Origin of the sequence: Heliomicrobium undosum, from assembly GCF_009877425.1 — a bacterium.
GTDB classification, from domain to species: domain Bacteria; phylum Bacillota; class Desulfitobacteriia; order Heliobacteriales; family Heliobacteriaceae; genus Heliomicrobium; species Heliomicrobium undosum.
The window spans coordinates 350,596-376,010 of record NZ_WXEY01000001.1; the positions used below are offsets into that span (position 1 = coordinate 350,596).

Sequence of the window (25,415 nt, forward strand, 5' to 3'; positions counted from 1 at the left end):
CATGATTTTGGTGCCTCATCACCGCTCGCTTTTGATAGTTCTTTCTTGCACAAACAAGGGAACGATGCTACAATCAAATTACTCCCTATGGATCTGGAAGCACCTACGCTTCCCCCCGACCGGTATTGGTTCGGGGGTCTTTTCTTTTCATTTCACTACATTGATAAAAATAAAAAACAAAAGCTGACCCTCCTAGCGAGCGAGGTCAGCTTTTTTATTTGGTGCTTCTCACTTATCGAGACCGGGGCGTCAGTCGTTCCGAACCGCCACCCGGCCAAAGCGTCCGCCGCCGCCGTGGACCCAGTCGATGTCTCCACGGCGGTGAGCGAGGAGGATCTTGGCCAGCTTCGGCCCAGCGGCAGCGGCGATCTCCTCATCGGTTGCCCGGTGGAGCAGATTCATCTCGGTGCCGAAGCGGTCGAGCAACCGCTGCATCGCCTTTGGGCCGATGCCGGGGAGGAATTCGAGGGGAACCTGGTGGATATAGGGCGGCCGGTTTGGACAAAGCGGCCGGTCGCCATGCTGGGCCAGCAACTCGATGCGGTCGAGCACGCCCGGCGTCAACTGAGCGGCGCCGCAACGGGCACAAGGGCCGAAAAAGGGGGCCGGGACCTCTGCGATGGTCTCGCAAAGGGCGCAGGCGCTGCGGTGATACTTGCCCAGGCGGGGATCGAGGCCGTAATTGGCGGCCACCCGCCGTCCCTCCCGGCGGCGGAGGGCCATCTCCCATTCGCGAAAATTCGCCTCCGCCAGTTCCAATGCATTGTACTCGCGGGCGATTTTGGGCAGGGAGTGGGCGTCTGAATTGGAGAGAAAAGTGAAGCTCCCCAACCCGGGGATCCGGTCGGCCAGCGCCGTATCCGATGACAGTCCCAGTTCCATCGCCGGTATCTGCGCGATCTGCCGGTCCGTAAAGGCCTCTGCTAGGTCATCGACACCCTGGCCGAACAAACCCTTGTGGGGTGTAAAGGCGTGGGCGGGCAGGAAGACCCCTTCAAGGGCTGTCACCGCTTCCAGGATATCAGCGGCGCGGCAGCGGCAGTGCTGAGAACTCAGGTTTGGGTTGGTCACCCAGCCGGCCAGCCGTCGCGAAAAGTGTTTCAAGGCCTCCAGCGTGGGAAAGAAGGCGAGAAAATGGGCCGGTCCACGCAGTTCCTCCGTTTCCACCTCCGCCCCGGCCAAAAAGACGAGGCCGCCACGAAAGCGGAAGCCGCCTCCGGCCAGTTCCTCCAGTTCTCCCGCTTCGATTAGGCGCTCCAGATCGGCCAGGACAGGCGGACAGGCGGCGTCGACAATGCCCATCAGATCGAGACCCTTGCGCTGCTGCCCCTCCCGGAGGGCCGCTTCCAGGGTCAGCCCCCTGGCCGCCGTAATTTTAATGGGCCGCCCGTCAGCGGAGCGGCCCAGGTGGACGTGAAAATCGCCGTAAAGGGTGTGCATTTACGCCTTTTCCATCTCTAAAAATTGAGCCGCCTTCAGCAGACCGATAATCGACTTGGCGTCCATGATCTCGCCCGTCTCGATCATCTCCAGCGCCGCTTCGAGGGGAACCACCAGGGGCTCCACGAACTCATCCTCATCGGGGCGGCCATCGGAAACGTAGAGATCGCGGGCGATGAACAGGTGCATCTCCTCATCGCAAAAACCGGGGGAGGCGTAGAACTGGATGAGCGGATCCCATCGGCGGGCCGAGAAGCCCGTCTCTTCTGACAGTTCCCGTTTGGCGCACTCCAGAGGGTCTTCATCTTCCGAGAGCTTTCCCGCCGGAATCTCGATGGACACCTCTTTGATCGGATGTCGCCACTGGCGAATCAGGACGACCTCCTTGCGCGGCGTCAAGGGGACGATGGCCGCCGCGCCGGGGTGTTCCACCACCTCCCGCGTCGATGTGGCGCCGTTGGGAAGCACGACCCGATCCTTGCGCAGGCGGATGAAGTTGCCGTCAAAAATGCGCTCACTTTCCAGGGTCTTTTCTTTCAGGTGTTCCATGCCTTCTCCTTTCGAGACTTACCGATAAAACGCTTACTTTACCGCCTGGCGGATGATCTCCAGCACGAAGCGGGCGCTTCCCAACAGCGCATCGATGGGGATAAACTCCTCTTTCGTATGCACTTTCTCCATGCCGATGGCCAGGTTGGCCGTCGGCAATCCGGCGCCGTTGTAGATGTTGGCGTCAGCGCCGCCGCCTGTCGGCTGCAGCCGGGGCTGCAGCCCCATGGCCCCAGCCGCCTTCAAGGCGAGGGCAACCACCGGATCGGACTCATGGAGGCGGTACCCGGGATAGACCCGCGTCACCTTAACCTCGGCCCTTCCGCCCAACTCCTGGGCGGCTTGTTCAAAACAGTCAACCATATGGCGCGTCTGGAAGGTCAGTTTTTTTTCATCAATGCTGCGGGCCTCCCCGGCGATGACAACCCGTTCGGGAACAATGTTCGTCGCCGTGCCGCCGTTGATCGTGCCGATATTGGCTGTCGTTTCCCCTTCGATCCGCCCCAGTTTCATCTTATGGATCGCCCGGGAGGCGATTTTGATGGCGCTGACCCCCTCCTCAGGGCAAAAACCGGCATGGGCCGTCCGTCCGTGAAGGATGGCTTCAATGTTGTTTTGAAAGGGCGCCGCGTTGATGATATGGCCGACGGGGCCGCTGGCGTCCAGAACATAGCCCATGGGCGACTCCAGGCGCTTCGTGTCAAAGACCTTGGCCCCTTTGAGACCGCCCTCTTCCTGAACAGAGAAGATCACCTCAATGGTGGGGCGCTGCTCTCCCGTCTGTACGATCACACGCAACGCCTCCAGGATGGCGGCGATCCCCGCCTTGTCGTCACCGCCCAGCACTGTTGTCCCATCGGAGTAGATCGACCCGTTGCGAATGACGGGACGGACGTTCTCACAGGGAACGACCGTGTCCATATGGGCGCTAAAAAAGAGCGCCTTGCCAGGAACGGTTCCCTCGAGCCGGGCATAGAGGTTGCCGGCGTTGCCGGGAATCTTTGCGCCGGCGTCATCCTCAACGACCGTCATTCCCAACTCCCGCAGCGTCGCTGTCAACCGGTCGGCAATCTGCCGCTCTCCGCCGCCTGGCGACGAGATGGCGCAGAGCTCCATGACTTCCTTGACAATGCGTTCGCGTTGGATCAAGATCCCACACGCTCCCCTTCTATACTTTCTATCGCCTCAATCGGCTCATCCAGCTTTCCTTCTTCCGCTAGTTGGAGAAAAACTTCAACTACAGCAGGATCGAATTGAACGCCGCTGCACCGGTTAATCTCCGCCAGCGCCCGTTCCCTCGACATTGCGCGGCGATACACGCGGTTGGCCGTCATCGCCTCAAAGGCGTCCGCGACGGCGATGATCCGGGCGCCGAGGGGGATCGCCTCGCCAGCCAACCCCTCCGGATATCCCTTGCCATTATACCACTCGTGATGGGCCGCCACGATGGGGGCCAAATCGCGAAAATCGGTGACCTGGGAGATGATCTGTTCGCCGATGGTGACATGCATCTTAATCTCGGCATACTCCTCGTCGTTCAGCGCGCCCGGTTTGCGCAGAATATTGCTGTTCACACCGATCTTCCCAATATCATGCAACAGGGCGGCGGTAGCGATTCGTTCCAACTGATCATCCGGCACGTTCATTCGATCGGCGATGCGACGGACATATCGGTGGACATACTCTGAATGACCGCGCGTATAGGAATCTTTGGCGTCGATGGCCGCCACAAAGGCTTGCACCACGGCCAGGTAGAGATCTTTTTGTTTTTTATAAAGGGTGGCGTTTTCAATGGCATTGCCCACCTGCGTCGCCAGCACGCAGATCAGTTCGATATCATCATAGGCAAAGACATTCGATTCGGCGGCGAAGACAGTCAGGGCACCCATCGTCCGGCTGCCGCTGTTGAGTGGCGCTGACAGGGCGCAGGCAAAACCTTGGTCGCGAAAAAAGGGTTCACAGGCGTCGCCGGCCTGTTGCTCCACATAATAGAGGATAGGCGCGCCCGTCCGGATCGCCTTCCCCATGAAGCACTGATCGACAGGCAGCCGCTCCTGTTCGAGCGCCGGAAAACCCTGGCTGGCGACGGCCTGCAAACTTCCTTGCTCGTCGAGGATATGGACGGCGCAGGCGTCCACCTTCATTACCGTGGCCGACAGTTCCAGCACGGCGGGCAGGACCTGCGGCAGTTCGATCGATGAATTGACCGTGCGGGTCACTTCCGTCAACGCCGTCAGTTCGTCAGCCTTCCGCTCCAGTTCCCGGTGGGTCTGCCGCATGTGATCGGCCAAGCTGCCGGCCATGAAGGCCGTCGCCAACAACATGCTCCCTTGCAGGAACAGATCGCCCCAGTAGCTGTGCGACGGAAGGGTGACAGAAAAAAAGAGGACGATGGCAGCGGTTGCTGTCATGAGCCCCCTGCGTAATCCGAACTGGACACTGCGGGCGGCGACGAGCAGGATATAGGCGAGGTAAAATAGGTTGTCCGACTCCCCACCCGTCTGATAGATAAAAGCAGTGACACTCAGGAGATCGACCACTGTGGCGCTGGCAAACAGCCTGTTCATCTGTCGAGGCATCCGGTAGAACAGGACGTACAATCCTGCGCTGTAGAAGGCGAAGAGCAAGAGCAACTGGTACAGTGTCCGGCGAATCGCCGGATCGGGATGAAAACCGGCCCAAACCAGCGCAACTGTCACTGCGCCGGCCCGGAGGAGCGCATAAAGGGAATATCCGGGATGCCTATCGCGCATATGTACCTCCCGCCCCCTCCCCATACCGGGGAAGATCAAACCCTGTGCCTTCGTACGATCTTTCGCCGTCTGGTACTCGTTTCCCTTTTCTGCGGCGCTGCTTCATCTAAGGCTTGACCATTCCCTTCCAAGCCGCCCCTGTTCATGCTTCAACGTCTGCAGGATTTGACTTGCCCGGCTGTATAGGACATCATCCTTTTGCGCAAAAGCTGCAGAAAAGGCGCGAACTGCCGCTTCCGTCCTGTCCAGTTGCGCTTCGAGAGACTGCCGGTTCCCCTCTGTTTCTGGGGAAACCAGTTCCAGCAAAAGGCGGTCTTTCCTGTCCTGCACCAGTGGAAGCAGTTCATCGGAAAACCAGAGGGCATTTTCTCGGTGGGTGTAGAGAGATACATCCCGTTCGAGGCGGTTGTCGATCAAAACGATGACCTGATCGATAAAGGAAAAATAAGTCAGCAACCTCTCCACTTCCTGAGAAACCTCCGGTTTGGCCGTCGCACTATCTCCACTCACTCCGTCGATGGAACGAACGGCGCTCCCTGTCTTCTCCGCCGGAGGAGAGACAGGTTTTCCCCCGTAACCGCACCCGCTGAGCAGAAAACAAAGGACGATTATGATCGCAGCCAATCGCCTTTCCAACCGATTCACTCCATGCCTGGGGATGTACAATCCCCGATATTCATCTTCCATTATACAACAAAGTTAACATAGATTAATCCCCTGTAAAAAGGCAACCGGGAGCTTATTCCCGGTTGCCTTCATCATCTCCGTTTGTGATCAGATCTTGAACCTGCTGACTGTCTTTTTCAAATCTTCGGCCATGGCATTGGCTTTTTCGGCGCTGTTCGCGATCGTCTCCATAGCCGCCGAAGTCTCTTCTGTTGACGCTGCGACCTCCTCGGCGTTGGCAGCCGTATTCTCGATTATCTGATGCAGAGAATGGATCACCTCAACCATTCGCGTCGAGTTATCCACCTCCCGGTCGGTCATGGCGGCGATAGCCTCCACATCTTGAACCGTATCGGTAACCGCCTTGAGGATGTCCTCCAAGACATCGCCCGCCTTGTTGACGACGCAGGCGCCCTGCTCCACCTCTGAGCGGCTCTGCTGCATCGCCTTCACGGCTGCGGCGGTGCTTTCAGCGATCTTTCGAACGAGAGCGGCCACTTCTCCGGCGCCCCGGTTGGACTGCTCTGCCAACTTGCGCACCTCATCGGCGACGACGGCGAAGCCCCTGCCCATCTCTCCGGCGCGGGCGGCCTCGATAGCCGCATTCAGCGCCAGCAGGTTCGTCTGGTTCGCAAGGCTCGTGATGGTGTCGGTGATCATGCCGATCTGCTGAGAGTACTCGCTGAGGGTGCCGATGTGATCCTCTGTCTCCATCGTTTTATGTTTAATTTTGTCCATACAGACGACGGTTTCATTGATCGTATCCTTGCCGGTTTCAGCCGCCTGTGATGTCAACCTCGATTTTTCCGCTGCTGCCAGGGCCTGCTCTTTGGCTGCGCCGATCAGTTGCGAGAGATCACGGAGCATCTGGGCCGCGTCGGCGATCGATTCATTGCCGGTGCTGGCGTCGCGGGCCACATGCTGGATGTTGTCGGCGACCTCGGAGGCCGCTCTGGACACATGGTCGCTCGATGTGGCGATTTTTTCGAAGGAGGCGGCCAGTTCCACCGCCGTTTTATGAACGGTGCCGACCATTTTGGCCTGGTTTTCAATCATCTGGTTAAACAGCGCGGTCAGTTCTCCGATCTCATCGGCGCTGCCGTTGTCTTTGACCCGCGTCGTCAGGTCACCCTCGGACAATCCCTTGACAGAGACAACAATGTCTTCAAGGGGTCTGCCGATGAACTTCTGCACCATAATATACATGACGATCACTGTCAACAATAACGCAACTAGGGTGACGGCCGTGTTGATCAGGGCGACCTTCTCTTTGGAAAGCCCATCCATCGTCGCCGCCACGCTGATGGCGCCCCTGAACTCGCCCACCTTGTAGCCTTCCTTCTCATGTCCGAAAGGGTCCTTCTGACCTTTCGGTTCGCCGTGGCAAGCCAGACAGGCCTCCTGGATAAAGAGCGGCTTGCTGTAGCGCAAAACGCGCGCGCCGTTCGAGTCGAGCACCTCGGAGAATTCCGCCAGTTTGGGGTTTTGGACATACTTCTGGAGCATTTGTTTTTCCCAAGCGTCGGGAGCGTCCTTGGCGTTGCGGTATTTGTCAGAGGTGTATTTGATGGTGAAATTGGGGTCTTCAGGGCGTTCTCCCGTGATATGTTTGGCCAGGAAGGTCTGCAGATTGGCCTGTCGTTCTGCGATCGCTTTGGATTCCTGAATCTTGGTGTGTTCGGCCGCTTTGACGAATAAGTCAGGCAAGATGGTAATCGCGACAGCCATCACCACCAGCAAAGGGACCATACCCAAGATGAACTTTGGGGCCAACTTCAGTCGTTTGTACATAGCGGCGGCAGACCTCCCTCAATGATGTCCGATTAGTCAGCTTTTTCGAATCTTTGATAAATCTTTTATTCGCCGTGGAATTTTTTTCTCCTTCTTCATTTTTCACAAAGTCAGGTGCAAAGCCGGTCTATAAATGAAAATAGCGGGTCTAATTTTGTGACCCGCTTGATCGTAAAAAAATCTGCAATTTTTTCGATTTTATTACATAAAGATTTTAATAATACGAAATAATGCCTAAGTAAGTAAAAAATCTACAGGCCCCTGTTGATGCCTTACCCGACCTTCTGCCCAAGCCGAAGCTTATCGGCCACCATGGCGATGAACTCGGAGTTTGTGGGCTTGCCCCGTTCGAGATTGATGGTGTACCCGAAGAACTTGGACATCATCTCCACATTGCCCCGATCCCAGGCCAATTCGATAGCATGACGGATTGCCCGTTCCACCCGTGAGGGGGTTGTCGTGTACTTCTGAGCGATCATCGGGTAGAGTTCCTTGGTAACGGCGCCAAGCAGGCTGACCTCGTTGATTACCATCAGTATGGCGTCGCGAAGGTACTGGTACCCTTTGATGTGGGCCGGCACACCCATCTGGTGGATGATGTTCGTCACTTCCACGTCCATGTTGCGCGGACGGATGAGGGGCGGCGGCGCGGGTTGGGGGGTGCTGGCAGGAGCGCTTCCGTTGGTGAGTTGACGGATCCGGTTGCCGAGGATCTCCAGATCAAAGGGTTTGAGGATAAAGTAGTCGGCCCCCAACTGGACCGCCCGTTGGGTCATTGATTCCTGACCGAAGGCAGTGAGGATGATGATCCGTGGCCGCTTGGCCAAGGCCATGCTGACCATACACTCCAGAACGCCGATGCCGTCCATATGGGGCATGATAATGTCGAGGATGATCAGGTCCGGCTCTTCCTGCTGAATCAGCTTCAGCGCTTCCTGGCCGTTGTTGGCCACGCCGACCAGTTCCATGTCTTCTTGTTGAGATATGTAGTCTCGAAGAATATCACAGAATTCTTTGTTATCATCAGCGATAATCAATCGAATGTTCTTTAACATTTTTTGTCCCGCCTCCCAGCATTTTCACTGCACTTAGCTTTTCGACAAGCCGGTTGGATATCCTTCTGACCCAACGGTAAAATCGTTCGCAATAAAACGGTTAATTTTGACATTTATTACCATGCCGATTGAACGTCTGTGTGATTGTTTTTCGGAAAATGAGGGAACTCATCTGATTCTCGTTTGAATCTGAATAAAAGCCTCTGAAAAAAATCAAGAACGCAGAAGATCGATGCGGATCTTGGCGATTATAACCTCAACAATTTATGAAGAAAGAATGCCCTGCCTTTTCGGCAGAGCACCTACCTGTTGATTTCCCGGTTTCCACAAGCCTGCTTCCTCCAACATCTTTTCGATGAGCACCCCGTAGCCTGTGCTTGGGCTATTGATGAAGACGTGGGTGACAGCGCCGACGATTTTTCCGTTCTGGACGATGGGGCTGCCGCTCATGCCCTGGATGATGCCGCCGGTGATGTTCAGCAACCGTGGGTCGGTGACCCGGATGACCATGCCTTTCCCGTCAGTGCGGTGGGGCATCACCCGGTCGATGATGATCTGAAACCGTTCCAGGCGGTCCCCTTCGACAACGGTGATGATTTCGGCGGGACCTTCCTGCACCTGCGCCGAGAGGGCGATCGGCAGGGGGTCGGGGTAGTGGGGGTTGTTCAGCTTGCCCTCCAGGCGGCCGAAGATGCCGACGGTGGTATTTTGCTGGATGGTGCCTGTAAAAGGGGGATCCTCCTCCTGAAAGACGCCGACCTTCTCGCCCGGCGCGCCCCGTTTGCCTTGTTGAATCGATTTGACCAGCGCCGGGATGATCCGCCCCTCGGCCACATCGATACGCTGGTTCGTATCGGCGTCATTGATCACATGCCCGAGGGCGCCGTAGGTTTTGCTCTTCGGCTCGAAGAAGGTGAGCGTGCCGACGCCGGAAGCGCGGTCACGGACATAGAGGCCCACGCGAAAGCGCTTTGTTTCGGCGCAGCGGACTGGTTCGACGGTGACCTTGTTCGTCTGACCGTTGCGCGAGGTCTCGATCTCCAGCTTTTTTCCTGCCCGGCCCGCCTCATCGATGGCGCGGGCCAGTTCGGCGTCGCTCTTGATGGGCTGGCCGTTCACCTTGTGGATCACGTCGCCCACCTGGAGACCGGCATCCTTCCCAGGGTAGTGTTTGGCGCCCTGTTCATCGGTAATGGGCGCCTGTCCGACGATGATCACCCCCTGGGAGTGCAGGAGCACCCCGATGGAGTGGCCGCCAGCCAGCAGTTGCATCGGCGGAAGCACGTCGACGACGATGTGTTTCAGGGGAATCCAGCCCAACAGTCGCAGGTTGATGTCGAGCCGGCCAGGCTGTTCGGTTGCATTGGCCGGAGTGACGGGGATGGCGCCGGGAAACTCGTGAGGGGTCCATTCCGGTGACCGCTGTAATGCTAGGGAGACATGTCGCAACATGTTTTGGGGAAACATGCTGTTGATGGGTATTTCCTCACCGACCGTCGTGCGCAAGCGCGATGGGGTCAGCCAGAGGCTCAGCGCCTCCTCGGTGAGGCTTCCGGCAATCAAGGACAGGGCCAGGAGCAGACCGATGCACCGTTTCAACCGTTCTCTTGCCATCCGCCACCTCCTCAAGTCATTTTTTCAGGGCGTCGCCGTTTCGGCATGGACATCGCCCGTCGATCCACTCCCGGTTTCTGGAGCGCTTTTTCATTGGGGCGTCTCTACTTTCTCCCCGATAAGCCGACCGTATCCCGCTAAGCCGTGGGTATGCCGAAAACCCTTGGGTATCCCGTCATCCCCTTGCCAGGACGACCAGCCGACAGGCGCGAAAAAAGCGGCCCCGCCTTCTTCCGGCGGGGCCGCCCCCGTTTTAAAGAAAATATTTTCGTTATTGGAAAACTTTCTTCGACTTTCCTGTGACTTTTGTCATTTCGTTCGCTCTAAGGGGCTTATCTTCGATTCGAACCTGATTCGTTTCAGGAACTCTTCTTGGCCTGGGCGAACATTTCACGGGCATGGCTGTGGGTCAATGTGCTGGCCCGATCTCCACCCAGCATCCGCGCCAGTTCCTTCACCCGCTCCTCCTCGTTCAGCGCCTCGATCCGGGTAATCGTCCGCTGGCCGCGAACCGTTTTCATGATCCGGAAATGGTTGTCGGCGTAGGCGGCCAGTTGAGGCGCATGGGTGACACAGATCACCTGGACGGCTTCGGCCACCTCGGCCATCTTCTGGGCCACTGCCTGCAAGGCTTGTCCGCCGATGCCGGCGTCGATCTCATCGAAGATCAGCGACGGGATGCCCTCCACGCGAGCCAGAAGTGTCTTAAAGGCCAGCAGGATCCGCCCCGTCTCGCCGCCGGAGGCGATCTTGGCCAGCGGCTTGGGCGGTTCGCCTGGGTTCGGCGTGAAGAGAAACTCCACTTCTTCGGCGCCGGCGGCGGAAGGCTCGGGACGCTCGTCTAAGCGAACGGCCAGCTTGGCCCGGTTCATGCCGAGAAAAGCCAGTTCTTTGGCCATAGACGTTTCCAACTTGGCCGCCATTTTCTTGCGCAGCGCCGACAGCTTCGCCGCCGCATCCTGGTATGTTTTCCGCCGCCGCTCCGCTTCGGCCTGCAGTTCCGCGATCCGTTCGTCCCGGTGTTCCAGTTCCTCCAGTTCCCGGGCGATCTCTTCGCGGTAGGCCAGGATTTCGCCGATCGAACCGCCGTATTTGCGCTTCAGCCGCCGGATCGCGTCGAGGCGGTCATCCACCGTTTCCAGACGGTCCGGCTGGTACTCCAGATCCTGCCGGTAGTCGCGCAGCCGCTCGGCGGCGTCTTCCGCCTGGTAGTAGGCCGCCTCCAGGTTCTGAACCAGCGCGGAAAGGGCTGGGTCAAAGGCGGCCGCTTCCTCGACGGCGGTCCGCGCCCGGTCGAGCAGTTCCAAAGCGCCGCCGGCCTGACCGCCGAAAAGGGCATCGTAGGCGGCGTTGGTCTTGTCCATCAACTTTTCCATGTTCAGCAGGCGCTTGCGCTCCTGATCCAGTTCCTCTTCCTCGCCCTCGACCAACTGGACACCGTCGATCTCTTTCACCTGGAAGGCAAGCATGTCCTGGCGCTGGATCCGGTCGCGCTCCCCCTGCTGCAGGCGCTCCCGTTCCTTTTCAACGGCGTCGAGCGCCCGGTAGGCCGCTTCCACGGCCGCCAGCGCCTTCTCGCCGTCGCTCCCAGCCAGCCTGTCCAGGAGTACCCGGTGCTTGCGCGGATTCATCAGCGACTGCTGCTCATGCTGCCCTTGCAGGTCGATCAGCCGACCGCCCACCTCCCGGTAGAGGGACAGCGGGGCGCTGCGGCCGTTGATCCGGCAGACGCTCTTGCCGCCCCGGGCGATCTCCCGCGTCAAAAGCAGGCTGTCGTCCTCCTCGACCTCGACACCCAGCTCCTCCAATTCCCGGCGCAATTTGCCGCCGTCTCCTTCCGGCAGCCGGAAAAGCCCCTCCATGCGGGCTTTGTCGGCGCCGGCGCGGACCACATCGGCCGTGGCCCGTCCGCCGATCAGCAGCCCCACGGCGTCGATGACCAGCGACTTGCCGGCGCCGGTCTCGCCGGTCAAGAGATTCATCCCCGGCGACAACTCCAATTCCGCCTCTTCGATCAGCGCGAAATTCTCCACACGCAGCCGTTCAAGCACTGCATTCCCCCCTTTGCCTGCCAACCGCTCACTCGACCCATCCCCGGACCTTGTCCATCAACACCTCCACCGCCTCGACCGGTTTGACGACGATAAAAATGGTGTCATCGCCGGCCACAGTGCCCAGCACCTCCGGCCAGTGGCTGTGGTCGATGGCGCCGGCCACCGCGTGGGCATGTCCCGGGAGCGTCCGGATGACGACGATATTCAAACTGGAATCGACATGGGTCACCGTGTCCCGCAACAGACGGCGCAACCGCTCCTGCGCCTGCGGAACCTGGGCGGCTTCCGCCGGCGGCGCATAGCGTGATTCATCCTTGCTGACAGGGACCTTGATTAGGCCCAATTCCTTGATATCCCGGGAAACGGTGGCCTGGGTGACTTCCATGCCCCGCTCGCGCAAGCGCTGGGCCAGTTCATCCTGTGTGCGAACCACTTCGGCGCCGATGATCTCCAGTATCGCTCGTTGACGCCTGCTTTTCACGTTGTTGGCACCCGCCTTTGAACGCCTTTTTTCTCCGCCACGAGCACATAGGGCGGACGGCCTGTCCGGTTGGGAAACTGGACGGACACCGTGTCCCAGCGCTGCGGCGGCAACTGCCGCCACCACGTGTCCACAGCTGCCACTTCCGCCTCCGCGCCGGCATGTCCCACATAGACGACAACGACCAGTCGGCCGCCCTCTGCCAGCGCCGCCGCCAAGGCGTCAAGGGCGCTGACCGTCGATTCGGCTCGGGTAACCAGAGCGTGATCGCCGCCGGGAAGGTAGCCAAGGTTGAAGACGGCAACCTTGGGCTTTTTCGTATATCCATGGAGCAGCGATCCCATTTGGCTGTGATCGCTGTGGATCAAGCGAATCGGACGCTCGGGAACAGTCGCCGCCGCGTTCTCTGGCGGAGACGCTTGTTCGGGAGACACCGTCTTCTCAAAAACGGTCAGCCCCACTGTTTTCGACGCTGCTTTTTGGGCCGAAAGGGGCTCGTCGACTTCGAACCGATCTTCAAATCCAGCTTCTGTAAGCCGCCGGGCCGTGGCGTCGATGGCCGCTTCTTGAATGTCGAAGGCCCACAGGTCGCCGCCGGGCAGCACCCGCTGGGCCAGAAACAGGGTGTCATGGCCGTTGCCGGCGGTGGCGTCGATGGCGAAATCGCCGGGTGTGAGGACTTCAGCGAGAAAACGGCGGGACCATTCCACCGCCGATGTGAGGGAGTTCATCCTTTACCTCCCCTGTTGCATTTTTTCCCGCAGGATGCGGAAAAAGGTGCGTTCGCCCAGACGGATCAATCGACAAGCGACAGACGCCTTCTGGACAAGGACGCTGTCCCCACAGACCATCGGTTGCCCCGGCTGTCCATCGACAGTCACCACGGCGTGGCTGTGAGAGGAGATGACGGTCAAGCGGACGGCCTGATCCTGCGGGATGACGAGGGGCCTGGCATCGAGCGCGTGGGGGCTGATCGGGGTGATCAACAGCGCGTGCAGTTCCGGCGAGACGATGGGTCCGCCGGCAGATAAGGAGTAGGCCGTCGATCCCGTCGGCGACGAGACGATCAAACCGTCAGCGGAGTACGTCCAAACGACCTCGTCGCCGACAGCCGCCTCCACCCGGATCATGCGCGGGTGGTCGCCCTTGGTCACGACGACATCATTGAGGGCGAAATAAGGCGGCTGCTCCACGCCGTCCTGGACGAGCCGCGCCTCCAGCATCATCCGCTCTTCGATGCGGTAGTCGCCGGAGATGATCCGTTCCAAAGCGGGAAAAAGGTCTGACACCTCCACCTCGGTCAGAAAGCCGAGGCGACCCAGGTTGACGCCGACGACAGGGATGCCGTAGGGCGCTGCGAGCCGGGCCGTATTCAACAGCGTCCCGTCTCCCCCGAGAACAACGATCAGATCGAGTTGGCGCAGGCGGTCTCGCAGTTCCGGCGACGGCGAATGGACCAACTCGGCCACGCGCGTAAGCGGGATCCCCATGGGCACTTCCCGCTGTGACAGCCACTCGGCCATCTGACCGGCCACCTCGAGGGCTTGCGGTTTGTCGTCATTGAGAACGACGCCTACCGTTGGCACGAGACCCCTCCTCACTCCTGTGAAAACAATCCTGACAGCGCGTAATCCTATCGTCCACAAAGCGGCGCGCGCCGGCAGAAACTTCTTTTTGCAAATGGCAATTCAGGAAACTTCCAGCAAAAAAGGCCTTCCATGTAAAGAAGCATCATTGCCCTTGAGCATTGCTTATTGAGAAAACTCGAACTCGACGCGGTGAATCTTCTGGGCGGCCATATCGACCAGCAACACCCCATCGGCCCTATAGATCAGCGAGTATTCCAGCAGTTGCCGCCGCGTGTCGCCGTTGGTCGGGCGCGGCGCCCGTTCGCCTGTTTTCACTTCCGCCACATAAGTCTTGCCGCCCCGCTGCACCAGGTAGTCGGCGCGCACATGAATGTTGACGGGCGCTCCGTCGACGCGCATCACCATGCGGGCCGGCGGCTGGGCCTTGATGACGGCGTACCCCTCGCGTTTGAGCAATTTGGCCGCCTGTTGCTCGCCGATGCGTCCGGCGCGTTGGCGCCACCAGGCAAGCCAGCGCAGGTACGCCCTATATAGATAGGAAAAAAGGAGCGCGCCGGCGATGACGGCGACAGCAATGACGACGGCCAAGAGGGTCCAGTCGAGTGTAAAGGAATCAGGCAACGACGACCCTCCCATCAAACCAAAGTGTTCTACATGCCACGAAACGAGTCCTGCCTTCACCGGCAGGGGAACGGAAAAAGAAAGGACCCCGCCGGGTCCCTTCATCGATCAGGTATTCTCAGTTCTGGTTGCCCACTGTTTCATGGGCGCGACGGACTAAGGCGGCGATTGAATCCGGGGTGACTGAGGCCGCCTCCCCTTGAGTGTCCGGTTTCTGCAAAAAGAACAGGTACTCGATATTCCCTTCCGGACCGGTGATGGGCGAGTAGTCGAGGCCAAGCACCTTCCAACCCCGCTCGGCGGCCCAGCGCACCAGCCGTTCGATGACCTCGCGGTGGGTCTGGGGATCGCGGACGACCCCTTTTTTGCCCACCTTTTCCCGTCCGGCCTCAAACTGGGGCTTGATCAGGGCCATCACATGGCCCGGATCTTCCAGAAGCCCCGCCACTGCCGGCAGCACCTTCTCCAGAGAGATGAAGGCCACGTCGATGACAGCAGCCTGGGCTTTTTCTCCGAGCGCCTCCGGCGTGAGGTGGCGGATGTTGGTCCGTTCCAGGCAGCGTACCCGCGGGTCGTTGCGCAGCGACCAGGCGAACTGGCCGTAGCCCACATCGACGGCGATCACCCGCGCTGCGCCGTTGCGCAGCGCCACGTCGGTGAATCCGCCTGTCGAGGCGCCCACATCGATGACCGTCAGGCTGGTCAGGTCGAGGGGAAAGACCTCCAAGGCCTTGGCCAGTTTGAAGCCGCCGCGGCTTACGTAGGGGCAGGCCTCTCCCGTCACGGTGACGTGAGCGCTGTCCGCGATGAGGGTCCCCGCCTTGTCCACCCGTTGGCCGTCGACCTGGACGAGCCCAGCCAGGATGGCGGCGCGCGCCTTTTCTCTTGTCGGCGAGAGCCCGTCATCGACGAGACGGACATCGAGCCGTTTTTTTGATGTCATGTATTGTGATTCTCCACTACCGTGATTCTCCACGAAAAGCGATCTTGATCGGCGCCGGCGGCGCCTTGCGGATACTGGCCCAGGATCGGTCCGTATCAGCCAGTTCACGGGCGACACGGGCCACATTGGACGCCGTCAAGCCATAATCTTCCCGCAAAACGGAAACGGTGCCATGCTGCACATATTCGTCAGGGATGCCGATCCGCCGGACGGAGCAGTGAACACCCTCCATCTCGAGCAATTCCAGGATCGCGCTGCCGAAGCCGCCGGCCAGCACATGCTCCTCGACAGTGACAATCTTGCCCGTTTCCCGGGCCTGCTTTACGATCAGTTCCTTATCGAGGGGCTTGACGAAACGGGCATTGACGACAGCCGCCCGGATGCCTTCGGCCTCCAGCAGATCAGCCGCTTCCTCGGCGATACCGACCATGGCGCCGATGGCCACGATGGTCAAATCGCTCCCCTGCCGCAGCAATTCCCCCTTACCGATGGGCACCATTGTCAACTCTTCATCCAAGGTGACGCCGACGCCCGTCCCCCGGGGGTAGCGGACGGCGACAGGGCCTTCGTACTCCAGCGCCGTGTGGAGCATATGCTGCAACTCGTTTTCATCCTTCGGGGCCATCATCACCAGTTCCGGGATGTGGCGGAGGAAGGCGATGTCAAAGAGGCCGTGATGGGTCTCGCCGTCATCGCCGACGATGCCGCCGCGGTCGATGGCAAAGACGACGGGCGCCCGCTGCAGGCACACGTCATGAAAGACCTGGTCATAGGCGCGCTGCAAGAAGGTGGAGTAGATGGCGACGACGGGCCGCAGCCCCTGCAAGGCCAGCGCCGCCGACATGTTGACGGCGTGCTGCTCGGCGATGCCCACGTCGAAAAAGCGAGACGGAAAGGCGCGGGCGAAGGGCGTCATCCCCGTTCCGTCAGGCATGGCCGCCGTGACGCCGACGATGCGCTCGTCCTCTCGGGCCAGACGAAGCAGGGTGTCGCTAAAGACCTGTGTATAGGTGGGCGGCCCGGGGTTCTTTTTGACCTTGCCGGTCTCCACGTCAAAGGGACCGACGCCGTGAAAGACGCTCGGGTTGGTCTCGGCAGGCGCGTAGCCCTTGCCCTTTTTCGTCAACACGTGGACGAGGATGGGGCCTTTCAGCCGGCAGGCGTTGGTCATAACCTCCCGCAGTTGGCCCAGGTTGTGGCCGTCAATGGGGCCGAGGTAGGAAAAGCCGAGTTCTTCAAAGAGGATGCCCGGCACAACCAGGTGCTTGAAGCCGTCCTTCATCTTCTCCATGACCTTCAGCACATGGCTGCCGATAGAGGGGATGCGCCGGACGATCTCCTCCACTTCCTCTTTGTTGCGGAAGTAGCGCGGGTCTGTCCGGATGCGCGACAGGTATGTAGACATGGCGCCGACGTTGTCAGCGATCGATTTTTCATTGTCATTGAGAACGACGATCATGTCGTTCCCAGCGTGGCCGGCGTGGTTCAAGGCCTCCAGGGCGATCCCGCCGGTCAGGGCGCCGTCGCCGATGACGGCGATCACCGCCCCCTCCTCTTTTTTCAGGTCCCGGGCAAAGGCGAAGCCCAGGGCCGCCGAAATGGAGGTGGAGCTATGCCCTGTGTTGAAGATATCGTGTTCGCTTTCGGAACGTTTCGGGAAACCAGCCATCCCCTTGTAGCGCCGCAGGGTGTGGAAATTGTTGTACCGTCCTGTCAACAACTTGTGCACGTAAGACTGATGACCCACATCCCAGATGATCTTGTCCTTCGGGGACTGGAAGACGAGGTGCAGCGCCAAGGTCAGCTCGACGACGCCAAGGTTCGGCGCCAGGTGGCCGCCGTTTTCCGATGTCGTCTGAATGATGACCTCACGAATCTCTTTCGCCAATTGGTCCAGTTCCGTTGCGGTGAGCTTTTGCAGGTCCCCGGGGTTCGAAATCTGGCTGAGAATTTGCGTCATCTATCGGGTCACCTTCCCTCTACAGCGTTCAATCCAGGCGCTGTTTCCCGTCACATGTTTTTTGACGACTCTTGTCGGCAGAACCCTATAATCGCTATGACTCTAAAAATATCTGACCCTGATTATATCACGAAAAATCTGTCCCATCAAAGATTGTGGAACCTTTTTTAAGCTAGGCGGTGGAGGATATCGGCGCTTTCGTGTCGAAACGGTTGACCGTTCAGACAGGAGGTTCGTCAATGATTTTATCGAAAAAAATAAGAAAAGGGGTTGGCCTTGTCGTCGCCGCGCTGCTGCTCGGACAGGCCAGCCTGACAACAGTGGCCGATGCCGCTGATCCCCTGCCGCCGGATGTCTCTGTTGTGGAACTGGCGAAACCGGCGGTGGTGCAGGTACGCGCCGGCGCCACGGCCACCTTCCGCTTCTCTGACCGGGCCTGGCCGGTGGCGGTGGGCGGCACTGCCTCGGGCTTCATTGTCAATCCGGACGGCGCCGTGGTCACCTCATCGCGCATCATCGAACTGCTGCAAAAGGATGATACGGCCATCCGCAACGCCCTGGCGGAGCGCTTCTTCAACGAGGTGCAAAAACAGGTGGGCCACAGGCTGAGCGAGACGGAGCGCCTTGGCGTGGCCGAAAACACGACGCTCATCGAAGAGGTCAAGGTGTACAAGCAGGTCGTCCTGTCTGACGGGCAGGCGGTGGACTTCGATATCCGGTGGACCGGCTCCCCGCCGCCGGAAGCGCTGACGACCAGCACGCCCGTCTACTCCTCCCGCCCCGTTCCCCGCATCCAGCGTCCCGTCACCGGCGAGGGCGTCGAGAACCTCGGAGAAGGGGTCTCTCCGGTGATCACGGAGCCCGTCACGGTCAAAGAGCCGGAACAGACGCCTGAACCGATCATTCCCCTCAGCGCCAACAAGGAATTCGATCCCGTCCAAGAATTGGCCGTCCTCAAGATCAACGCCAGCAACCTTCCCTCCCTGCCGCTGATGGCGGCTGACAAAGACGATGTGGGTCAAAGAGCCACCGTCATCGGCTACGCCGGCAATGCCGATGCGACGGCGCTCCTCGCGCCGGCCAGCCTGATGAGCGTGGCTGTCAGCTCCGGCAGCGTGACGGCGACCAAGTCGGGAAAAATGAACGCCAACTACGGGCCGCTGATCGACGTGGAGGCCACCATCGGCCCCGCCGGCGCCGGCGGACCGGTCATCACCGACAAAGGCGAGATCATCGGACTCGCTGGCCGGACGGCGCGGGCCATCGGCGTCTATCCGGTGATCAACACCCAGGCGGTCCTGGCGGCCCTGGGCAAGTCAGGCCTTAGCAACGCCAGCGAGCCCTCGGAAGCGACGCGTGTCTACGCCTCGGCCCTGGACATGTTCAGCAATGGCCACATGTCGAAGACGATGAGCATCCTGGAGGATCTGCTCAAGCTCTGCCCCCACCACGGCCCGGCCAAAGCGCTGATGACAGAAGCGCGCCAGCGCAAGGAGGCCGGCGATGACAACATCTACTGGCCGGACATGGCCCTCTACGGCGGCATCACCCTGGCGCTGATCGCCGCAGGCGGCGGATATATGGGGCTGCGCTACCGCAAGCTCGGGCCGGCGGCTTTCCCACCGGCGCTTAGACGGTTGATGAGCCGGTTAGGGGCGAAGAAGGGGACCGACAGGGGGGCCGAAGGAGACGGAAGCGCCGCCGAGAGCGCAGCGACGAAGGAAAAACCGATTTCCTTTTATATTCCCAAGGATCCGCCAGATTCTTCCGCGCCTGCACCGGGCGTCTCACCGGCGCCTTCCATGGGCGATGTGCTGGAGTTTCCCTTTGCGGCCCCCTCCAAGCCTTCGGCCCAAGCGAAGGAGAACAAGGAACGTCCGGGACTCATGGTGGCCGCTGCTTCCGATTCGGCTGTCGACGCCTTGCCGGCGCCGTCGCAACCGTCGGTCGCCGGCAAGGTGGCCTCGCTCTGGCGGACACCGAAGGCAGACGCCAAGCCGGTCATCGAATTCATCTCCGGACCGCTGACCGGTCGCCGGATGGTCGTCCCCCGGGAGGGACTGCTCGTCGGCCGCGACCCCTTAACTTGCCAAGTCGTGCTCGATGACCCCTTCATCTCCAAGCAGCACATCTTTGTCGGCCCTGACCCGCTCGATAAGACAGCGATCATCGTTACCGACAAGGGATCGACGAACGGCACCTTCCTGGATTCTCCTGCTGGGGAGCGACTGGAGGGGACACGGACATTGCAGAACGGCGATCAGGTGTACCTGGGGCAGCGGAACGCCTTCGTTTTACGGTTCGAGTAAAAAACGTCTACTCCAGTATTTCATGTCTCTCGAAATCTTAAATCTTAAGCGAAAAAACCCGGCCCTCGCCGTCCTTTCGGGGATGAGCGAGGGCCGGGTTTCTTATGTAATGACGTTCGTCTGCTGACAAAGTCTGCTGCCTATCTTCTATGAATGTTAGATGAATTGAGCTAAATTCTCCGTCTAGCGTTAAAAAACGGCTCTCACCCATCCTTTTCAGGAATGGGTGAGAGCCGTTTTAATCTATGCCCAAAAACCATGGGTGAAACAACAGGAACACTTTGTCACGGCCTATATCGTCCAACTAATTTTCCCGCACCAATAGATACCGCGCCAGTTCCCGCAGTAACTCCGCCTTCTCATCAAACCCATCAAGGCTGTCCAAGGCCGCCTGGACGACCCGCTCCGCCTCCTGGCGCGCCTTCTCCAGGCCCAAAAGCGCCGGGTAGGTGGCCTTGTTGTTCTTCTCATCGCTGCCGACGGGCTTGCCGATTTTTTCCGGATCGCCCTGGATGTCGAGCAAATCGTCGGTGATCTGGAAGGCGAGGCCAAGGTGGTCGCCGTAGCGGGAAAGCGCCTCCACCTGTTCGGGAGAGCCGCCGCCGAGGAGGGCTCCGATGCGCAAAGAGGCGCGGATCAGCGCGCCCGTTTTGTGGGCGTGTATGTACTCCATGGTGGCAAAATCGATCTGCTTGTTTTCCGATTCCATGTCCACGACTTGACCGCCTATCATGCCCAGGCTCCCAGCGGCCTCGGCCAGTTCGGCAATCACCTGGAGGACGAGGGCCGGCGATTGGCCGGAACGGAGCCCCTCTTCGGCGAGGACGCCGAAGGCGCGCGTCAGCAGGCCGTCACCGGCCAAGATGGCGGTGGCTTCGCCGAAGACCACGTGGTTCGTCGGCATGCCCCGGCGCAGGTCATCATCGTCCATGGCCGGCAGGTCGTCATGGATCAGTGAGTAGGTATGGATCATCTCCAGTGCGCAGGCAGCGGCCATCACCGCATCTTCATCGCCGCCGACAGCGCGGCAGCCGGCCAGGACCAGCACGGGGCGCAGGCGCTTGCCCCCGGCAAAGAGGCTGTAGCGCATGGCCTTATGGATCACCGGCGGCGCCACATCCTCCGCCGGCATGTAGCGGGACAGGGCCGCATCAACTTTGCTGTTCAGTTGCTTCATTTCCGCCTTTAGGTCCACGCTTATTCCCCTTCCTCAAATCGCTCTTCGACGACGGTCGCGCCGTCAGGGGTATCGATCAGCCGCTGCACCTTGGCCTCGTAGGCGTCCAACTGGGAATGGCAGTGACGGACCAGGCCGATGCCCTCCTGAAACAGCTTTAAGGATTCATCCAAGGGCGCATCGCCCGTTTCCAGCGACCGCACCACCTCTTCGAGGCGACCGATGGCCGCTTCGTAGGTCAGATTTGGGTTTGCTTTCCCATTTGCCACCGCCGATTCTCCCTTCTCTCTTCCACGCGGCAGGTCAGTTCGCCGCGCTGCAATACGATATCCACCCGTTCCCCTTCCGCCACGCCAGCACTGTCGCGAAGGACGTGTCCAGTCGGGTCCAGGCAAATTGCAAAACCACGGTCTAAAACGGCCAAGGGGCTGAGGGCGTCGAGCAGCCCCGCCTGCATGACCAGTTCCCGCCGCCGGTTCTGCTGTTCTTTTTGAACGGCTGCGATCAGCCGGTTTTTCAGGTCTTCCGTCCGGTCCCGCTTCTGGCGCAGGCGCTGGGGCGACGCCGCCGAAAGGAGACGCACCTCCAGTTCCTTGAGCCGTCCCCGCAGTTGGGCCGCCCGGCTGAGCGACACGGCCCGGCGCAGCCGCTCCTCAAACTGGTCTATGCGCTGGCGCGGGACGCGGAGCCTTACCATCGGGTTATTGAGCGACGGCCGTCCGGCCAGGGCCGACAGCGCCCGCCGTTCCCGGGCCAGGCGCACCGTCGTGGCCCGTTGCAACTGCAAGGCCAGGTCGTCAACACGACCGTGCAAGGCGCTGTAGAGGGGAACGACCAGTTCCGCCGCCGCTGACGGCGTGGCGGCCCGCACATCGGCCACCAGATCGGTGAGGGACACGTCCGATTCGTGGCCCACCGCCGACACAACCGGGACAGGGCAGGCAGCGATGGCCCGGCAGAGGGCTTCATCGTTAAAGGCCCACAAATCCTCCCGTGAACCGCCGCCTCGACCGATGATCACCACATCGACACCGGGCACGCGGACGATCAGTTGCAGTGCCCGGATCAGGCTCGGCACGGCCTCTTCCCCTTGCACGACGGCTGGAGCGAAGGCGATGTTCATGGCCGGGAATCGGCGTTTAATCACAGAAAACAAGTCTCGGATGGCCGCCCCGGTCGGCGCCGTCACAATGCCCACCTTGCGGGGCAGCGGCGGCAGGGGACGCTTGTGTTCGGCGGCGAAAAGGCCGTCCGCTTCGAGCCGTCTTTTCGCCTGCTCCAGGGCAAGAAAGATGCCGCCCAGCCCGGCCGGCTCCATCTCTTCGGCGTAGATCTGATAGATGCCGTCGCGCGGATAGACGCTCACCTGCCCACGCACGATCACGTTCAGGCCGTTTTCGGGACGGAAGGAGAGGTAGCGGTTTTTGCCGCGAAACATGACGGCTTTGACAACGCTATCCCTGTCTTTCAAGGTGAAGTACATATGGCCAGACGTGTGATGCTTGTAGTTGGAGATCTCCCCTTGCACCCACACATCGGCCAGCCGGGGCGCCTTTTCAAGGAGCCCCTGGATGTAGGTATTCAACTGGGTGACAGACCAGATCTTGTCCATCGGCGGCCCCCTTTTTGGCTCAATGCGCTGCGCTGGCGTGTCTCATCAACGCTACGCTGGAATGGATTCATCAAAACAGTTCGGCAAAAGAGGCAGCCGAATGGGGCGAGCGGAAGTAATGGACGCACCTGCGAAATTTTTTCGCGACACCGCCCCGGAAATCCTGCCAAGCGGTGTCAATCGCAAAACATGCGCTCCCCTAAAACGAATAGTGTATCCATTTTACCGCCCGCTCAGAGGCTTGAAAAGGAAAAAGCGCCGCAACGCAGCGCCTTTTTCATATATCTTACTTCTAGTTCGCCGCCTCGGCCGCCTTCGCCGTAATGTAGGCGTCGATGGCCTGGGCCGCCTTCTTGCCGGCGCCCATGGCCAGGATGACCGTGGCGGCGCCAGTGACGATGTCCCCGCCGGCAAAGACGCCGGGGATGGAAGTGCGGCCTTCTTCATCGGCGACAATGTTGCCGCGACGGTTCAGTTCCAGGCCGGCCGTCGACTTGGTAGCCAAGGGGTTCGGCCCCGTGCCGATGGCGACGATGACCGTGTCCATGTCCATGACAAACTCAGAGCCGGGGATCGCGACCGGCTTGCGCCGTCCCGAGGCGTCGGGTTCGCCCAGTTCGTAGCGGAGGCACTTCATCGCCTTTACCCAGCCGTTCTCATCGCCGATGATCTCGACGGGATTGGTGAGGAGCTTGAACTGAACGCCTTCCTCGCGGGCGTGTTCGATCTCCTCGGCCCGGGCCGGCATCTCCTTGTCGGAGCGGCGGTAGACGATGGTGACCTCTTCCGCGCCGAGGCGCACAGCCGTGCGGGCGGCGTCCATGGCCACGTTGCCTGCGCCCAGGACGGCCACCTTGCGGCCCAGTTTGACGGGCGTGCCGTATTCGGGGAAGCGGAAGCCCTTCATCAGGTTCGTCCGCGTCAAAAACTCGTTGGCCGAAAAGACGCCGCAGAGGTTTTCGCCGGGAATGCCCATGAAGTTGGGCAGACCCGCGCCGGTGCCGAGGAAGACGGCGGCATAGCCCTGTTCGTTCATCAGTTCTTCCACCGTCATGGACGGCCCGATGACGACGTTAAACTGCAACTCCACGCCGAGTTGACGCAGGTTGGCGATCTCTTTATCGACGATCGCCTTGGGCAGACGAAACTCGGGAATGCCGTACATAAGCACGCCGCCGGCGGTGTGCAAGGCCTCGAAGACGGTCACGGCGTAGCCAAGTTTGGCAAGCTCGGCGGCGCAGGTGAGGCCGGCCGGGCCGGCGCCGATGACAGCAACCTTGGCGCCCTTGGCCGGGGCGGCTTCGGTCGCGCTCGCGCCCTGGGCCATCTCCCAGTCGGCGACAAAGCGCTCCAGCCGCCCGATGGCGACCGGTTCCGACTTGATGCCCAGGATGCACTTTTCTTCGCACTGGCTCTCCTGGGGGCAGACGCGGCCGCAGATGGCGGGCAGCGCGTTTTTCTCTTTCAGCTTCACCGCTGCGCCGGCGAAATCGCGCTCGGCGACGGCTTTAATGAAATCGGGAATCAGCACCTCGACGGGGCATCCTTCCCGGCATTTGGGCTTTTTGCACTGGATGCAGCGGGCGGCTTCCTTGACGGCCTGCTCCTCCGTATAGCCGAGGGCGACTTCGTCAAAATTGGCGCGGCGGACCTGGGGGTCCTGGCAGGGCATCTCCTGACGGATCTTTTCCTTTAATGACACCCGCAGCGCCCCCCTTCGTGGTGGTGTTCCAGCGCCGCTAAGGCGCGCTTCTCCTCATCGCGATAGATGGTGAGTCGCTTGAGGGCCAGATCGAAATCGACCAGGTGGCCGTCAAACTCGGGGCCGTCGACACAGGCGAACTTGGTCTCGCCGCCGACGAGGACGCGGCAAGCGCCGCACATGCCCGTACCGTCCATCATCAGCGGGTTCATGCTGACGATGGTGTGGACGCCCATGGGACGGGTCGTGTTGGCGATGGCCCGCATCATCGGCATGGGGCCGATGGCCCAGACTCGTTGCAGGTCTTTGTTCGCTTCATAGAAGTCTTTCAGGGCGTCGGTGACAAAGCCCTTGCGGCCATAAGATCCGTCATCGGTGCAGACGATCAACTCGTCGCTGACAGCAGCCATCTTTTCTTCCCAGAAGAGCAGTTCCTTGTTGCGGGCGCCGATGATGGAGACGACACGGTTGCCCGCCTCCTTCAGGGCACGGGCGATGGGATAAATGGGAGCGATGCCGACGCCGCCGCCGACGACCACGACAGGACCGTCAAAGCGCTCAATCTCGGAAGGCACACCGAGTGGACCGACCACATCGAGGACCGCGTCCCCTGCTTCCAACTGGCCGAGCAGGCGGGTGCCCGCGCCGATCTCCTGGAAGATGGCCGTGATCGTCCCCTGCTCCCGGTCAAAGTCGGCGATGGTCAGCGGGATGCGCTCACCTTTCTCATCGGAGCGAAGAATAAAAAACTGTCCGGCCTTGGCTTTGGCCGCCACCAGCGGAGCTTTCAGATCGAAAAGCTTGACACTGGCGGAAAGGATCTCTTTCCGCACGATCGGGTACATTCGCCTGCTGCCTCCTCTATGCCATACTGCCGCACTACGCAAACGAAAACGTCTTACGAAAGCCGGACGCCGACCCTTGGCTTGCGATACTTGCGATAAAGGGACGTCGAACGCTGCTTCGGCAAAAGGACGTCAAAGCTGCTTTGCTAGACAGAGATCTATACTTTTTTTGAAAAACCCGGCGTCAAAACCTGTAAATCACCTGTGCACAGTTGAAAGTCCATTTTTATGATTCGTGACCCCATGCCCATCTC

General features: G+C 60.2%; 21 protein-coding genes. 1 reads left to right on the forward strand and 20 read right to left on the reverse strand.

The features are described from left to right. Positions 1-249: 249 nt before the first annotated feature. From GTO91_RS01670 to dxs, 15 genes are all read right to left on the reverse strand, one after another. The gene (locus GTO91_RS01670; RefSeq protein ID WP_161253840.1) at positions 250-1,440 is read right to left on the reverse strand and encodes an endonuclease Q family protein; all 1,191 of its coding nucleotides are present in this window, start codon (positions 1,438-1,440) and stop codon (positions 250-252) included. Beyond that, positions 1,441-1,989: an NUDIX domain-containing protein gene (locus GTO91_RS01675; protein ID WP_161253843.1), complete on the reverse strand. Its 549-nt coding sequence runs from the start codon at positions 1,987-1,989 to the stop codon at positions 1,441-1,443. A gap of 33 nt (positions 1,990-2,022) precedes the next feature. Next, positions 2,023-3,138, reverse strand: coding sequence for a M20/M25/M40 family metallo-hydrolase (locus GTO91_RS01680; RefSeq protein ID WP_161253846.1), 1,116 nt, complete (start codon positions 3,136-3,138; stop codon positions 2,023-2,025). Beyond that, a complete protein-coding gene (locus GTO91_RS01685; RefSeq protein ID WP_161253848.1) occupies positions 3,135-4,742 on the reverse strand; it encodes an HD domain-containing phosphohydrolase in 1,608 nt (535 codons plus the stop codon). The genes GTO91_RS01680 and GTO91_RS01685 overlap by 4 nt, the downstream gene beginning before the upstream one ends. 102 nt (positions 4,743-4,844) lie before the next feature. Further along, entirely contained in the window at positions 4,845-5,378 is a 534-nt protein-coding gene (locus GTO91_RS01690; protein WP_161253851.1) for a hypothetical protein, read from the reverse strand. A gap of 138 nt (positions 5,379-5,516) precedes the next feature. Further along, positions 5,517-7,199, reverse strand: coding sequence for a methyl-accepting chemotaxis protein (locus GTO91_RS01695; protein ID WP_161253854.1), 1,683 nt, complete (start codon positions 7,197-7,199; stop codon positions 5,517-5,519). A 272-nt stretch (positions 7,200-7,471) separates the two neighbouring features. Beyond that, complete coding sequence (gene spo0A / locus GTO91_RS01700; protein WP_161253858.1) at positions 7,472-8,254, reverse strand: sporulation transcription factor Spo0A; 783 nt, start codon at positions 8,252-8,254, stop codon at positions 7,472-7,474. Between the two features lie 264 nt (positions 8,255-8,518). Then, positions 8,519-9,868: a SpoIVB peptidase gene (spoIVB, locus tag GTO91_RS01705; protein ID WP_161253861.1), complete on the reverse strand. Its 1,350-nt coding sequence runs from the start codon at positions 9,866-9,868 to the stop codon at positions 8,519-8,521. 359 nt (positions 9,869-10,227) lie between these two features. Next, the gene (gene recN, locus GTO91_RS01710; protein ID WP_161253864.1) at positions 10,228-11,919 is read right to left on the reverse strand and encodes a DNA repair protein RecN; all 1,692 of its coding nucleotides are present in this window, start codon (positions 11,917-11,919) and stop codon (positions 10,228-10,230) included. Between the two features lie 28 nt (positions 11,920-11,947). Next, positions 11,948-12,403: an arginine repressor gene (gene argR, locus GTO91_RS01715; protein WP_161253867.1), complete on the reverse strand. Its 456-nt coding sequence runs from the start codon at positions 12,401-12,403 to the stop codon at positions 11,948-11,950. Next, positions 12,400-13,134, reverse strand: a complete 735-nt coding sequence (locus GTO91_RS01720; protein WP_161253870.1) for a class I SAM-dependent methyltransferase — start codon at positions 13,132-13,134, stop codon at positions 12,400-12,402. Before GTO91_RS01720 ends, argR begins: the two co-directional genes overlap by 4 nt. A 3-nt stretch (positions 13,135-13,137) precedes the next feature. Continuing rightward, positions 13,138-13,989: an NAD(+)/NADH kinase gene (locus tag GTO91_RS01725; RefSeq protein ID WP_161253872.1), complete on the reverse strand. Its 852-nt coding sequence runs from the start codon at positions 13,987-13,989 to the stop codon at positions 13,138-13,140. A gap of 165 nt (positions 13,990-14,154) precedes the next feature. After that, positions 14,155-14,613, reverse strand: a complete 459-nt coding sequence (locus GTO91_RS17730) for a PD-(D/E)XK nuclease family protein (protein ID WP_170294030.1) — start codon at positions 14,611-14,613, stop codon at positions 14,155-14,157. 118 nt (positions 14,614-14,731) lie between these two features. Beyond that, a complete protein-coding gene (locus tag GTO91_RS01730; protein ID WP_161253876.1) occupies positions 14,732-15,556 on the reverse strand; it encodes a TlyA family RNA methyltransferase in 825 nt (274 codons plus the stop codon). Between the two features lie 16 nt (positions 15,557-15,572). Continuing rightward, positions 15,573-17,516, reverse strand: a complete 1,944-nt coding sequence (gene dxs, locus GTO91_RS01735) for a 1-deoxy-D-xylulose-5-phosphate synthase (RefSeq protein ID WP_161253879.1) — start codon at positions 17,514-17,516, stop codon at positions 15,573-15,575. A gap of 239 nt (positions 17,517-17,755) precedes the next feature. Between dxs and GTO91_RS01740 the strand changes: the two genes are divergently transcribed. After that, positions 17,756-19,825 carry a trypsin-like peptidase domain-containing protein gene (locus GTO91_RS01740; RefSeq protein ID WP_161253882.1) on the forward strand — a complete coding sequence of 690 codons (2,070 nt, stop codon included), beginning with the start codon at positions 17,756-17,758 and terminating at the stop codon, positions 19,823-19,825. 304 nt (positions 19,826-20,129) lie between these two features. Here the strand turns inward: GTO91_RS01740 and GTO91_RS01745 are convergent, their stop codons facing one another. The 5 genes from GTO91_RS01745 to GTO91_RS01765 all read right to left on the reverse strand — a co-directional run bounded on the left by GTO91_RS01745 (position 20,130) and on the right by GTO91_RS01765 (position 25,161). Continuing rightward, on the reverse strand, positions 20,130-21,020 hold the full coding sequence (locus tag GTO91_RS01745; RefSeq protein WP_161253885.1) for a polyprenyl synthetase family protein: 891 nt from the start codon (positions 21,018-21,020) through the stop codon (positions 20,130-20,132). A gap of 2 nt (positions 21,021-21,022) precedes the next feature. Then, positions 21,023-21,271 carry an exodeoxyribonuclease VII small subunit gene (gene xseB, locus GTO91_RS01750; protein ID WP_328793707.1) on the reverse strand — a complete coding sequence of 83 codons (249 nt, stop codon included), beginning with the start codon at positions 21,269-21,271 and terminating at the stop codon, positions 21,023-21,025. Beyond that, positions 21,241-22,614: an exodeoxyribonuclease VII large subunit gene (xseA, locus tag GTO91_RS01755; RefSeq protein ID WP_161253888.1), complete on the reverse strand. Its 1,374-nt coding sequence runs from the start codon at positions 22,612-22,614 to the stop codon at positions 21,241-21,243. The genes xseB and xseA overlap by 31 nt, the downstream gene beginning before the upstream one ends. A gap of 292 nt (positions 22,615-22,906) precedes the next feature. Then, on the reverse strand, positions 22,907-24,286 hold the full coding sequence (gene gltA / locus GTO91_RS01760; RefSeq protein WP_170294062.1) for an NADPH-dependent glutamate synthase: 1,380 nt from the start codon (positions 24,284-24,286) through the stop codon (positions 22,907-22,909). Positions 24,287-24,306: 20 nt separating this feature from the next. Next, positions 24,307-25,161: a sulfide/dihydroorotate dehydrogenase-like FAD/NAD-binding protein gene (locus tag GTO91_RS01765; protein WP_161253894.1), complete on the reverse strand. Its 855-nt coding sequence runs from the start codon at positions 25,159-25,161 to the stop codon at positions 24,307-24,309. Positions 25,162-25,415 lie beyond the last annotated feature (254 nt).

Excerpts from the sequence above, each read along its gene's own strand:
- GTO91_RS01685 (WP_161253848.1), bottom strand. The coding sequence starts at position 4,742 with ATGCGCGATAGGCATCCCGGATATTCCCTTTATGCGCTCCTCCGGGCC.
- spoIVB (WP_161253861.1), bottom strand. The coding sequence starts at position 9,868 with ATGGCAAGAGAACGGTTGAAACGGTGCATCGGTCTGCTCCTGGCCCTG.
- GTO91_RS01675 (WP_161253843.1), bottom strand. The coding sequence starts at position 1,989 with ATGGAACACCTGAAAGAAAAGACCCTGGAAAGTGAGCGCATTTTTGAC.
- spo0A (WP_161253858.1), bottom strand. The coding sequence starts at position 8,254 with ATGTTAAAGAACATTCGATTGATTATCGCTGATGATAACAAAGAATTC.
- xseA (WP_161253888.1), bottom strand. The coding sequence starts at position 22,614 with ATGGACAAGATCTGGTCTGTCACCCAGTTGAATACCTACATCCAGGGG.
- GTO91_RS01670 (WP_161253840.1), bottom strand. The coding sequence starts at position 1,440 with ATGCACACCCTTTACGGCGATTTTCACGTCCACCTGGGCCGCTCCGCT.
- GTO91_RS01720 (WP_161253870.1), bottom strand. The coding sequence starts at position 13,134 with ATGAACTCCCTCACATCGGCGGTGGAATGGTCCCGCCGTTTTCTCGCT.
- GTO91_RS01695 (WP_161253854.1), bottom strand. The coding sequence starts at position 7,199 with ATGTACAAACGACTGAAGTTGGCCCCAAAGTTCATCTTGGGTATGGTC.
- GTO91_RS01730 (WP_161253876.1), bottom strand. The coding sequence starts at position 15,556 with ATGACATCAAAAAAACGGCTCGATGTCCGTCTCGTCGATGACGGGCTC.
- GTO91_RS01765 (WP_161253894.1), bottom strand. The coding sequence starts at position 25,161 with ATGTACCCGATCGTGCGGAAAGAGATCCTTTCCGCCAGTGTCAAGCTT.
- GTO91_RS01740 (WP_161253882.1), top strand. The coding sequence starts at position 17,756 with ATGATTTTATCGAAAAAAATAAGAAAAGGGGTTGGCCTTGTCGTCGCC.
- dxs (WP_161253879.1), bottom strand. The coding sequence starts at position 17,516 with ATGACGCAAATTCTCAGCCAGATTTCGAACCCCGGGGACCTGCAAAAG.
- gltA (WP_170294062.1), bottom strand. The coding sequence starts at position 24,286 with ATGCCCTGCCAGGACCCCCAGGTCCGCCGCGCCAATTTTGACGAAGTC.